The 13028-nt window shown below is 51.1% G+C and carries 9 protein-coding genes; 7 read left to right on the forward strand and 2 right to left on the reverse strand.

Annotated features, from left to right (window positions below):
• Nucleotides 1–30: 30 nt before the first annotated feature.
• Both acpP and fabF read left to right on the forward strand, forming a co-directional pair.
• Entirely contained in the window at nt 31–267 is a 237-nt protein-coding gene (acpP, locus tag ACT53G_RS06425) for an acyl carrier protein (protein ID WP_018985321.1), read from the forward strand.
• A 52-nt stretch (nt 268–319) separates the two neighbouring features.
• The gene (gene fabF, locus ACT53G_RS06430; RefSeq protein WP_476168984.1) at nt 320–1552 is read left to right on the forward strand and encodes a beta-ketoacyl-ACP synthase II; all 1233 of its coding nucleotides are present in this window, start codon (nt 320–322) and stop codon (nt 1550–1552) included.
• An 89-nt stretch (nt 1553–1641) separates the two neighbouring features.
• Here the strand turns inward: fabF and tpx (ACT53G_RS06435) are convergent, their stop codons facing one another.
• Together tpx (ACT53G_RS06435) and tpx (ACT53G_RS06440) are read right to left on the reverse strand one after the other, a co-directional pair.
• Nucleotides 1642–2145, reverse strand: a complete 504-nt coding sequence (gene tpx / locus ACT53G_RS06435) for a thiol peroxidase (protein WP_194747678.1) — start codon at nt 2143–2145, stop codon at nt 1642–1644.
• 88 nt (nt 2146–2233) lie between these two features.
• Nucleotides 2234–2740: a thiol peroxidase gene (gene tpx / locus ACT53G_RS06440; RefSeq protein WP_194747677.1), complete on the reverse strand. Its 507-nt coding sequence runs from the start codon at nt 2738–2740 to the stop codon at nt 2234–2236.
• Between the two features lie 184 nt (nt 2741–2924).
• On the opposite strand from tpx (ACT53G_RS06440), the gene dnaE reads away from it, so the two are divergent.
• The 5 genes from dnaE to ACT53G_RS06465 all read left to right on the forward strand — a co-directional run bounded on the left by dnaE (nt 2925) and on the right by ACT53G_RS06465 (nt 12907).
• The gene (dnaE, locus tag ACT53G_RS06445) at nt 2925–6404 is read left to right on the forward strand and encodes a DNA polymerase III subunit alpha (RefSeq protein WP_379076128.1); all 3480 of its coding nucleotides are present in this window, start codon (nt 2925–2927) and stop codon (nt 6402–6404) included.
• A 33-nt stretch (nt 6405–6437) separates the two neighbouring features.
• On the forward strand, nt 6438–7433 hold the full coding sequence (locus ACT53G_RS06450) for an acetyl-CoA carboxylase carboxyltransferase subunit alpha (RefSeq protein WP_194747675.1): 996 nt from the start codon (nt 6438–6440) through the stop codon (nt 7431–7433).
• Nucleotides 7434–7443: 10 nt separating this feature from the next.
• Complete coding sequence (tilS, locus tag ACT53G_RS06455) at nt 7444–8895, forward strand: tRNA lysidine(34) synthetase TilS (RefSeq protein WP_476168985.1); 1452 nt, start codon at nt 7444–7446, stop codon at nt 8893–8895.
• Between the two features lie 218 nt (nt 8896–9113).
• Complete coding sequence (locus ACT53G_RS06460) at nt 9114–11474, forward strand: TonB-dependent receptor (RefSeq protein WP_476168986.1); 2361 nt, start codon at nt 9114–9116, stop codon at nt 11472–11474.
• Nucleotides 11475–11491: 17 nt separating this feature from the next.
• Nucleotides 11492–12907, forward strand: a complete 1416-nt coding sequence (locus tag ACT53G_RS06465) for a sigma-54-dependent transcriptional regulator (RefSeq protein ID WP_194747671.1) — start codon at nt 11492–11494, stop codon at nt 12905–12907.
• The last annotated feature ends 121 nt before the right edge of the window (nt 12908–13028 follow it).

Raw genomic sequence — 13028 nt, forward strand, 5'->3', positions numbered from 1 at the left:
ACGACACTTATCAACAAAGGGGTATTTTAGATGTCCGACATCGAACAACGCGTAAAGAAAATCGTTTGTGAACAATTAGGTGCAAACGAAGCTGACGTAAAAAACACATCATCTTTCGTAGATGATCTGGGTGCAGATTCTCTGGACACCGTAGAATTAGTAATGGCTTTGGAAGAAGAGTTCGATTGCGAAATCCCTGACGAAGAAGCTGAAAAAATCACTACAGTGCAGCAAGCGATTGACTACGTCAACGCAAACCTCAAGTAATTCATTGACTTCATTCTTCAATCAGCCCTCGCAAGAGGGCTGATTTTCTATTATGACGAAACGCAGAGTAGTAGTAACTGGCTTGGGCGTGGTGTCTCCAGTAGGGATTGGTACCCAAACCGCTTGGAACAATCTGGTCGCTGGTCAATCAGGCATTACCCGTATCACTAAATTTGATCCTACCCCATTTGCCTCGCAAATCGCAGGTGAGGTTAAGGGATTCAACGCTGAAGACTTTATTCCAGCCAAGGATGCACGCCGCATGGATACTTTTATCCAGTACGGTCTGGCTGCTGGCTTGGAGGCTTTCCGTGATTCTGGCCTGGAAGTGACCGACGCAAATGCAGAACGCATTGGCGTGACCATTGGTTCCGGGATTGGTGGTTTGGGCTTGATTGAGTCCACCAACGACAGTTATGACGAAGGTGGCCCACGCAAGATCTCGCCATTCTTTATTCCTGGTACCATCATCAACATGATCTCGGGCAATTTGTCCATCATGTTGGGTCTCAAAGGGCCGAATATTGCGGTGGTGACTGCCTGTACCACAGGCACCCATAGCATTGGTGAAGCCGCACGTATGATTGAGTATGGTGACGCCGATGTCATGGTGGCAGGTGGGGCCGAAGCGGCCATTACCGAGCTCAGTGTCGGTGGCTTTGCCTCTGCGCGAGCCTTGTCTACACGCAATGACGATCCCGCGACGGCCAGCCGTCCCTGGGATAAAGACCGTGATGGGTTTGTCATCGGTGAAGGTGCAGGGGTGATGGTGCTCGAAGAGTATGAGCATGCCAAAGCACGCGGTGCCAAAATTTATGCCGAGGTGGCAGGTTACGGCTTGAGTGCCGATGCCTATCATATGACCGCACCGAATATGGATGGTCCACGCCGCTCCATGGTTAACGCGCTCAAAAATGCAGGGGTGAACCCGGACCAAGTCCAGTTCATGAATGCGCACGGGACCTCGACGCCCCTGGGCGATACCAATGAAACCAATGCCATCAAGGCAACGTTTGGCGATCATGCCTACAAGCTGGTAGTCAATTCGACCAAATCGATGACTGGTCACTTGCTCGGTGGCGCAGGCGGTCTGGAGTCGGTCTTTACGGTGTTATCGATTTACCATCAGATTTCACCACCGACCATCAACCTGTTGAATCCTGATCCGGATTGCGATCTGGATTACTGTGCCAACACGGCACGTGACTTGCAGATTGAATATGCCCTCAAAAACAATTTTGGTTTTGGTGGGACTAACGGCAGCTTGTTGTTCAAGCGCGTTTAAAAGTATTTAAGACGGGTCTTTAGCAATATAAAAGCAGTAATAAAAAAGCCAGCTTAATGCTGGCTTTTTTATTACTCAAATCTGCTGACTTATTTGAGGACTGCCAAGGCAGCAGCATAGTTTGGTTCGTCAGCAATTTCGCCAACCAGTTCGCTATGCAATACCTGATTGTTCTCATCCAGTACAACCACTGCACGTGCAGTCAGGCCTGCCAGGCTGCTATCGGTGATCAGGACGCCATAATCATTGCCAAATTTGGCTGTATCGCGGAAGGTAGACAGGGTTACAACATTCTCCAGACCTTCTGCACCGCAGAAACGGCTTTGTGCGAAAGGCAGGTCTGCAGACACGCACAGCACGACGGTGTTGCTGACGCTACTGGCTTCCTTGTTGAAGGTGCGCACTGAGGTGGCGCAGGTGGGCGTATCAATGCTAGGGAAAATGTTCAAGACTTTACGCTTGCCTGAAAACGCATCCAGACCAAGCAGGTTGCGTTTGGCATCTGCCAATTGAAAATCAGGAGCCTTGTCGCCTTTGGTTAAAAATTTACCGCCAACCGCGACCGGATTTCCTTTGAGCGTAACGCTAGACATAGTGTTCTCCAAAATGTGATGAATAAAACTTAAACAAGCACTTTAACGTGTCAGCGCAACGCAATCAACCACATAAAAAGTAAGGGAATCAGGCGGGCAGCACCGCAAGCACGGCTTCGTAGTCTGGTTCCATGACCAGGTCCTTGACCAATTCAACGTGGAGGACGCGGTCATTTTCGTCCGCGACGATGATGGCGCGTGCAGGTAGGCCTGCCAGTTTGCTGGTCATCATGAGCACGCCATAATTCTTGAGCATGTCGCGGCCACGCAAGGTGGATAAAGTCATGCATTGCGGCAGGCTTTCCATGGCGCAGAAGCGGGCCATGGTGAATGGTAAATCCGGTGAAATATGCAGGATGGCGGTGTTAGTCAGATCTAGCGCCATGCGCTCAAGAATACGCACGCTGTTAGCACTGGTGGGCGTATCAATGCCCGGGAAGAAATGCAGTATCTTGCGCTGACCTGCAAAGGCATCCAGCGCAACGTCCTCAAGCTCGCGGTTAACTAGCTGGAAATACGGCAGGGGCTGCCCCACGGCAGGCAGCTCGTCCTCCACCAGTATCGGGTCATCGAGCAGGGCAGTGGCATTGGGCATGTGATCTATCGCTTATGACAAAAACGCCTGCCATCATAGAACATAATCCCGGTTCGTTTCAATTTTTTACAACTATCAACAATCCATTTTTTACGAGGTTTGCATGGCTTTTTTGAGGCTGTCAATGACATTATTTGTCGTCGGCATGGGTACAAAAAAGCAGGTTGGCGGTTAAAATAAAGTGATGGAAGCGCCTGAAACACCCTCTCTCCAACCTGCATTTATTCACCTGCGTTGCCACAGTGAGTATTCCATTGTGGATGGCACGGTGCGCATTGATGATTACGTCAAGGCTGCAAAAAGTGATGCCATGCCAGCGATTGCGCTGACCGATCTGGCTAACCTGTTTGGGGCGATCAAGTTTTACAAGGCTGCCCGTGGCAAGGGGCTCAAACCGATTCTGGGCTGTGATGTCTGGATCGAGAATCCGCTCCAGCGCGACCAGCCTCACCGCTTGCTGTTACTGGTACAAACGCAGCAGGGCTATCGCAATCTGTGTGAATTACTCAGTCGCGCCTATCTGGAGAACCAGTACCGTGAACGGGCAGAAATCAAACCCGAGTGGTTACAGCAAAAAAACGCAGGTCTATTGCTGCTGTCGGGCTTTACTGCCGGTGACATTGGACAGGCACTGCAGGCTGGCAACCAGGCTCAAGCCTTGCAAGCGGCAGCACACTGGGCCGGGGTATTTGAAGGCCGCTACTACCTGGAAGTTCAGCGCGTACATGTGCCCGGCAATACCGAAGCCTATGCCCAAGAGCAATTGATCAGACAAACCATCGCCATTGCACAGCAGCTCGATTTACCTGTGGTGGCAACGCATCCGATCCAGTTCCAGACGCCGGATGACTTTATGGCGCACGAGGCGCGCACCTGTATCGCGGAAGGCTATGTGCTGGCCGATACCCGTAGACCCAAGCGTTTTGTCGCCACCCAGTATGTGAAAACCCAGGCAGAAATGCAGGCTTTGTTCGCCGATATGCCCATCGCCTTGCAAAACTCGGTGGAGATTGCCAAGCGCTGCAACCTGACGCTGACTTTGGGGAAAAATTACCTGCCCGATTTTCCGACGCCTAATGGTGAGAGTCTGGATCAATATCTGGTGGACCAGTCTAAAGCAGGCTTGGAGCACCGCCTGGCCTATTTGTACCCGGATGAACAGCTGCGGGAAGCCAAACGAGCTGAATACGAAGCGCGCTTGCAGTTTGAGTGCGGCATCATCATTCAGATGGGGTTTCCTGGCTACTTTTTGATCGTGGCCGATTTTATTAACTGGGCAAAAAACAACGGCGTGCCAGTCGGACCAGGCCGGGGCTCCGGTGCGGGGTCTTTGGTCGCTTACAGTTTGGGGATTACCGACCTCGACCCGCTCAAATACAACCTGCTGTTCGAGCGTTTCTTAAACCCGGAGCGGGTCTCCATGCCCGACTTTGATATTGACTTCTGTCAGGAAGGGCGAGATCGCGTCATCGATTACGTCAAGCACAAATATGGCTTGGCTTCGGTGTCTCAGATCGCCACCTTCGGGACCATGGCGGCCAAAGCGGTGATCCGCGATGTGGGCCGCGTGCTGGATTTGCCGTTCAACTTTGTCGATGGCATCGCTAAGCTCATTCCAATGGAGCTGGGCATCACGCTTGAATCCGCACTGGAAAAAGAGCCGCAACTGCAAGAGCGCCGCGAAAAAGAAGAAGAGGTCGCAGAATTACTGTCTTTGGCATTGCGGCTGGAAGGCCTGGTCCGTAACATCGGTATGCACGCCGGGGGGGTGTTGATTGCGCCTGGCAAGATTTCAGATTTCTCGCCCGTCTATTGCCAGCCCAATGGCGACAGTCTGGTCAGTCAATATGATAAGGATGATGTGGAGGCGGTCGGCCTGGTTAAGTTCGACTTTTTGGGCCTGCGCACGCTGACTATCCTCAATATGGCGCTTGAAAACGCCAATGCGCAGCGCGCGCAAGAAACGTTGCCACCACTGAGTTTTGAGACGATTCCGCTCGATGACAAGCGTAGCTACCATCTGCTGAAAACAGCCAATACGACAGCGGTGTTCCAGCTGGAATCGCGCGGCATGAAAGATATGCTTAAGCAAGCCAAGCCAGACTTGTTTGAAGACATTATTGCGCTGGTTGCCTTGTACCGTCCTGGCCCAATGGATCTGATTCCAGACTTCTGCCGCCGTAAACATGGCACGCAGCGCGTGGAATACCCGCACCCGTCGACCGAATCTATTCTCAAGGAAACCTACGGTATTGCCGTGTATCAGGAACAGGTGATGCAGATCGCCCAGGTGGTCGCCGGGTATAGTCTCGGTGGTGCAGACTTGCTGCGCCGCGCCATGGGTAAGAAAAAACCGGAAGAGATGGTTAAACAGCGCGAAATCTTTAATGAAGGTGCGCTCAAAAATGGCCTGACTTTGCAGCAGTCCAACGATTTGTTTGACTTGCTGGAAAAGTTCGCGGGTTACGGCTTTAACAAGTCGCATGCGGCAGCGTATGCCTTGGTGGCTTATCATACCGCTTACCTCAAAGCGCATTACCCGGCGGCTTTTCTGGCGGCGACCATGTCTGCCGATATGAACAACACCGATAACGTGCATACGTTTTTTGATGACTGCGGCGCCAATCATATCGAAGTATTGCCGCCAGACATCAATGCCAGTGTCTATCAGTTCAAGCCGCTCAATGCGCAGCAGGTGCTTTACGGCCTGGGCGCCATCAAAGGCACCGGCCTGGCGGCGATTGAGTTGATTATGGCGTCCCGTCAGTCTCAAGGCCCTTTCAAAGACTTATTCGATTTTTGTCAGCGCCTGGATTTGCGCAAGGTCAACCGTCGGGTGATTGAATCCCTGATCCGCGCCGGCGCTTTTGACAAGCTGGAACCTAACCGGGCTGCGTTGCTGGCGGGCCTGGATAGGGCGATCAGTGTCGCAGAGCAGGGCGCGGCACACGCCGGGCAAGATTGCCTGTTTGGCGGGGTGATCGAAACGCAGCATGCTTTACCGGATATTGCCGCCTGGAGCCCTGAGCAGGCCTTGCAAGAAGAAAAAACGGCGCTGGGTTTTTACTTGAGTGGCCACCCTTATTTAAGCTACAAAGCGCAGCTTGGCCCCTTTATTAAAGGCAATCTGGGTGAACTGGCGCCACAAGAGCAGCCGAAACTGCTGGCCGGGGTGGTCATGGGCGTACGTGTCCGCATGACGCAGCGCGGAAAAATGGCGATTGTGACGCTGGATGATGCCGTCGGACGCGTGGATGTGGTCGTCGGTAGCGAACTGTTGAATCAGCACGCACAGTGGATCAAGGAAGACCAGCTGCTGGTGGTAGAAGGGCGAATCAGTAATGATGAGTTCTCCGGTGGCATCCGCGTCAGCGCCCGTAAACTCTATGATCTGGCCGCCGTGCGTAACCGTTTTGCGCAAATGCTGACCTTGAGCTGCAATGGCACTTCGGATGTGCAGCGTCTCATGACAGTATTGACGCCTTATCGCTACGCCGGTGAGGAACAGAAGCGTTGTCCGATCAAAGTCGACTACCATAACCAGTCTGCTCAGGTGAGTTTGATGCTAGGGGATGACTGGCAAGTCGTGCTGCATGACGACCTGCTACACAATTTACAGGGCTGGTTGTCTAAAGAAAACGTCAAAATCCTTTATAATGCCTGAACTTTTTTCTAAAGAATTCATATTGGAATTCCAATGAGTGTAAAACGTTTAACGCCTAGTAAACTGACTTATCTTGATTTTGAACAACCGATTGCCGAACTGGAAAAGCGGATTGACGCGCTGCAAGTTTCGCATGACGAGCATGACTCTCTGGATATTTCCAAAGAGCTGGATTTGTTACAAAAGAAGAATACCAAGCTATTGCAGGATACCTTCCAGGCCTTGACTGCCTGGCAGATTTCCCAGGTGGCCCGCCATCCGCAGCGCCCCTATACTGCAGACTATATCAATGCCTTGTTTACTGATTTCCAGGAGTTGCATGGCGACCGTGCCTATGCAGATGACCCGGCCATTGTCGGCGGCATTGCGCGCTTTAAAGGCATTCCGGTCATGGTCATGGGCCATCAAAAAGGCCGCGATATCAAAGAACGCCAATACCGCAATTTCGGTATGCCGCGTCCTGAAGGCTACCGCAAGGCGCTGCGCCTGTTCCGTCTGGCCGAAAAGTTCAAGATGCCGATTATCACCTTTATTGATACGCCAGGCGCCTATCCCGGCATTGGGGCTGAAGAGCGCGGCCAGTCAGAAGCGATTGCACGCAATTTGTATGTCATGGCCGAACTGAAAACGCCGATTATTGGCGTGGTGATCGGTGAGGGCGGTTCTGGTGGTGCGCTGGCCTTGGGCGTGGTGGATCATTTGAATATGCTGCAATATTCCACTTACTCGGTGATTTCGCCTGAAGGCTGTGCGTCCATTTTGTGGAAGAGCGCCAGCAAGGCCCCGGAAGCCGCCGAAACCTTGGGCATTACCGCAGACAGGCTCAAGTCTTTGGGCTTGATTGATACCATTATCAACGAGCCGCTGGGTGGCGCACATCGTAATTATGAAGATGTGATGGAGAAGGTCTCGCAAGCGATCGGCCAACAGTTGAAAGCATTGCAAGCCAAAAAAATACCGCAGTTGCTGGAGACACGTTACCAGCGTCTGATGAGTTACGGTAAATTTAAAGCGGCCAGTGAAAAGTAATGCTTCTCTTATGACCAGCCTGGAAAGCCAGTTATCTGGTTTTCTGGCTGGGCTGTCAAATCCGGATGCCAACACACCACATCTGCTACTCGCACTGAGCGGTGGCGTAGATTCTATGGTGTTGTTACATCTGCTCGCAGAGCTCTGCCAGCGATTGCCATTTCGGCTGTCAGCCATGCATGTGCATCATGGCTTGAGTCCTAATGCCGATGCGTGGTTGCAACAATGCGAACACCGTTGCCAGACCTACAATGTCCCTTTTTTTGCTGACAAGGTGCGCGTAGATTTGCAAAGCGGACAAGGCCTGGAGGCCACCGCCCGAGAAGCACGCTATCATGCCCTGGAGCAACAGCGTCAGCAGATCGGTGCAGATACGATTGTGACGGCTCATCATCTGCAAGACCAGTCAGAGACGTTGATGCTGCAACTGGTACGAGGCGCTGGCGTCAAGGGCTTGAGTGCCATGGCCGCGTGGGATGGCGCACGCCGCTTGTATCGGCCGCTGTTAAGCGTGCCAAAAGCTGCACTTTTACAGTTTGCTACCGCACACCACTTGCAATGGGTAGAAGACGAAAGCAACGCAGATACGGTTTACGACCGCAATTTTATGCGTCATGCAGTGATGCCAGTGTTGCGCGAACGTTATCCGCAAGTGGATCAGTCATTGTTGAGAACGGCGGGGCACATGGCAGACGCGCAGAGTTTGCTGGATGTACTGGCCAGCCAGGACTTGGCGCAATGTGATTTGCAAGCCGAATGGCTGGGGCAATCGATTGCGATGTCAAAGCTGTATGCATTGGGTGATGTCCGCGCCAAAAACTTGCTCCGCCATTGGTTTCAACAGTTGCAGTTACGGATGCCCAATCAGGATCAATTGCAAGAATATTGGCAGCAGCTTTCATCGGTCAAACCTAACCGTTATCTGCATTTGCCGTTACAAGGCCAAGCCTCGCATCAGTCAGCTTATTTGCACCATTACCAGCAACGCCTGTATTGCGTTACCAAACCAAGCGCATTGCCGCAAACACCGCTGGTGTGGCAAGGGCAAGCCTCGCAGCAATGGGGTGAATGGCAAGTGCAGTTTAAAGTCGTGAAAGCGCGCGGGATTGCTTTGGCCAGACTGGGGGTTTCCCCGGCAGCGATTACCCTTAACCGGAGGTATGGGCAGCCTTTGGTGCTTGCTGAAGGCACTTCGCTCAAGTTGATGCCTAGGGCAGGGGGTGAGAGTTTGCAGCCTGATGCCAAGCGCCCACGACGTGAATTGAAGATCCTTTTTCAAATGCTTGGCATTCCGCCATGGCAACGTGCTTTTTATCCTTTGGTCCAAGTGACCACCACCCATCCAGGCGCTTCTGAAACGCTGGTCTCACTGGCAGGGCTGGCGGTGGATGCCGCCTGGCAGCCTGGCCGCAATGCTTACGGTCTGGAAATCAGCCTGACGCCGTCTCCCTCTCTTCTGTAATTGGTTGTATATATCCAATGGTGGTTGTTAAATTGGTTGTAATAAACCAATTTTAAGATAAAATCTGGTTGTAATAAACCAGATTTATTTTTATCTCATTGATTAAAAAAAGATATTTTTTTAGCCTCACAATGGAATGATTTTTGCTCAATACCTTGAATGTTTTTTGCAGCCAAAAGACATTCATTTAAGTATTCTCGGGAAAAGGATCATTCGTTATGAATAAACAAGCAGTCAAACCATTGTTGATGGCCATTCTCTCTGCTTATGCGGCGCATGCGGTTGCTGTGCAAGCTGAAGAGGTGCAATTGGATAAAGTCGAGGTCATCAGCACCACGCCGCTGAATGGGGTTGGTGTGCCTCTTGAGCACATTCCTGCTGGCGTGCAGCAAGTGAAACAAAAAGAGCTGGTCAAGCAAAAGAGCCTGACATTAGGCGACTACATGAACCAGAATATGCTTGGGGTGAATGTGAATGAAACACAGAACAACCCATTCCAGCCCGATGTGAACTATCACGGTTTTACCGCTTCCCCTTTGCTTGGCACGCCACAAGGATTGTCCGTGTATGTCGATGGCGTACGTGTGAACGAAGCCTTTGGTGACGTGGTGAACTGGGACCTGATTCCGATGAACGCCATTAATCAGATGACTTTGATTCCAGGCTCTAACCCATTGTTTGGTTTGAACACTTTAGGCGGGGCGATTTCAGTGCAGACCAAGAGTGGCCGTACCAACCAGGGCGGCGCTGTTGAGGCCTACACTGGTTCCTGGGGCCGTCATGTGTTGAATGCAGAATATGGTGGCGTGTCCGAAGACGGTTCTAAAGATTTCTTTATCTCTGGCAATAGTTTTGAAGAGGATGGCTGGCGTAGTTTTTCAGCCTCCCGCGTCAAGCAGCTGTTTACCAAGGCCGGTTGGCAGAATGATAAAACGGCTGTCAATGTCAGCTTGTCGCTCGCAGATAACAAAATGCGTGGCAATGGTTTGCAAGCAGGCAGTTTGCTGGATTCTTTGGGCTACAAAAGCAATTTTACCGTGCCTGACCAAACCAAGAATAACATGGCTTTTGTAAACCTTAATTTGAGCCATTACTTTGCTGACGACATTCAGTTAAGTGGGAATGTTTATTACCGTGATGTGCGTACCAAAACCTTCAATGGTGACTTAAATGATGGTTTTGAGTTATCTGCTGCTGGTTTAGACGACAACAATGCTAATTGTAGTGGTCCAGATGCCGACGAGAACTGCTCAGGTGCGATTAACCGCAGCAGATTAACGCAGAAGAGTTATGGCTTTACCTCACAGTTAACCTTTTCTCAAGATTTGCTTGGCCTGAAAAACCAGTTTATCAGCGGCTTGGGCTACAACCGCGGTAAGACCAAGTTCTCGCAGAATACCGAGTTTGGCTTGTTAAACAGCTATCGTGGCGTGGATGGTAATGGCGAGTTTAATGCCTTGACCGACCAGGTGAATTTGAGCGGTGTGAACCGCACATGGAGCGTCTTTGCGACGGATACCTTGTCTTTGAATCCCTACTGGCATGTGACAGCCTCTGCCCGTTACAACACCACCAAAATTGATAATGATGACAAGATCACGCCCAGTGGTTCTGGCTCGCTGACTGGCACACACACTTTTAACCGTCTGAACCCATCATTAGGGATTAATTTTACGCCCAGCAATCAATTGACGGCATATGCGTCTTATAGTGAAAGCAGCCGCGCACCTACCTCTATCGAGCTGGGATGTGCGGATGAAAACAATCCTTGTAAATTGCCTAACGCAATGGCCGGTGACCCACCACTCAAACAAGTGGTTAGCAAAACCTATGATGCCGGGCTGCGTGGCTTCCTGACACCGACAATCACCTGGAGTCTGGGTGCCTATCATACGATCAACACCAATGACATTCAGTTTCTGACCTCTGCGACCGCCCTCAATAACGGCGCTGGTTTTTTCTCTAATATCAGTAAAACCAAGCGTCAGGGGCTTGATGCGAGTCTTGCAGGGCGTATGGATGCATTTTCATGGAATCTGGGCTATAGCTTTGTGCAGGCTACCTACGAGTCTTCCTTCCAGATTGCGAATCAGGTGAATACCAGCGCTACTGTAGATCCTGCGTCAGGCAACAGCTTTATTCAGGTGAACAAGGGAGATTACCTGGCAGGTATCCCAAAACATCAGTTTAAACTGGGCTTGGGCTATGACGTGACTTCTGCCTGGAATGTGGGCAGCAATATTGTGGCCTTCTCCAGCCAGTATTCACGTGGCAACGAAAACAACAAGGATACAAGTTCTGGCGCAAAAGTCCGTGGTTATACGGTAGTGAATCTGTTCACAAACTACCGGTTTGACAATGGCTGGAACATCTTCGCCCGTGTGAATAATGTGTTTGACCGCGAGTATTACAGCTTGGGCATGCTGGGTCAGAATCCGATTGACCCGACTACCGGCCAGTTTAGTGGCAATGAAACCAACGATACGTTTTATGCGCCTGGTGCGCCAAGAGCAGGCTGGATCGGTGCGCGTTACGATTTTGGCGTCAAAAAGTCCGTCGCTTCTTACGATAAAGACTAAATAAACGAGGAGGATGCGTGCTTTCACAACTTTCATCATCAGTGGATAAATCCAGCTTAATGCCTCTCAAGAAAAAAATCTTGCTGGTAGAGGATGAGGCGCTTTTTGCGCGCGCGGTGGTTAAGCGTTTGCAAAAAGCAGGATTTGAGTGCGAGCACGCAGAATCTTTAAGCGATGCAAGACTGCTAATCAAGCAGTTTGAACCGGATATGGCGCTGTTGGATATGCGCCTGCCCGATGGCAATGGTCTAGACCTGTTATCAGAGTTTATTGCCAGAAATATCAATACGATTGTCATGACTGCGTTTGGTGACGTGAGTGATGCGGTCAATGCCATCAAGCTGGGGGCCATTGATTACTTAAAAAAGCCCATTGATCTTGAAGAGTTATTGCTCATTATTCAGAAAAACGAGAAGACGACAGAACTGCAAACCAGCCTGGATTACTCGCGCCAGCGCAATGCCGTTGCTAATGACTCCGTTCAACTGATAGGCGAAAGTACGCCTATGCAAAGTGTGCGCCAACAGATCACGCGTATTGCCCAGTTAAGTGCGCTCAGTGATGCCGTGCAACCGACGGTGTTGATTACAGGAGAAACCGGCACGGGCAAAGACGTTGTTGCACGTTTTTTGCATGGCAGTTGTGCCAATCATGACAAACCTTTTGTGCATGTGGATTGTGCCTCTTTACCGGCTGAGCTGATTGAGAGTGAGCTGTTTGGGCATGAGAAAGGCGCATTTACCAATGCAGTTTCCTCGCGGCCAGGCCTGATCGAATCTGCAGAAGATGGTACCTTGTTCCTCGATGAAATCGGCGAGTTGCCGTTGGGTTTACAGGCAAAATTACTCAATGTACTTGAGCGCAGAATGGTGCGTCGCTTGGGCTCTACCAAGGAACGTCCCGTGAACGCGCGTATTATTGCCGCCACCAATCGTGATTTATACCAGATGTCGAATGAGGGGCGCTTCCGTTCGGATCTGTATTACCGCCTGAACGTGATCACCATGAAAATGCCTCCCTTGCGTGATCGTGGGGCAGATGTCTTGTTGCTGGCCAATTATTTCCGGCAACTGACTGAGAAGCGCTACGCCTTGCCGCATCATGAGTTTAGCGCCGCGGCATTAATGGCAATGCAAACCTATCACTGGCCGGGCAATGTCCGTGAGTTGCGTCATCAAATCAGCCGTGCGGTTTTGATGTGCACACAGTCTATGATTTCCGAGCTTGACTTGGGCTTGCCTCAGGTTGGCATGAACCAGGTGGCGAGTGTCTTGCAAGGCGACAGCCAGGTGACGCTGGATGATGCAGAAAAAGCCATGCTGCTAAATGCCTTGGAGCAATCGCGTAACAATGTCTCTAAGGCCGCAAGATTGCTGGGCATCACGAGAATGACCATGCGCTATCGTATGGATAAACATGGTATCTCTGTATAACGCGCTGAATCTCTGGCATCCTGAATAAAACGCCTCGCAACTGCGGGGCGTTTTGTTATGCCCGTGCGTGGTTGTTGCATGATGTAAATCAAGCGTACGGCCTCTTGCACATAAATCGCGC

This window comes from Methylophilus sp. DMC18 (assembly GCF_056314005.1).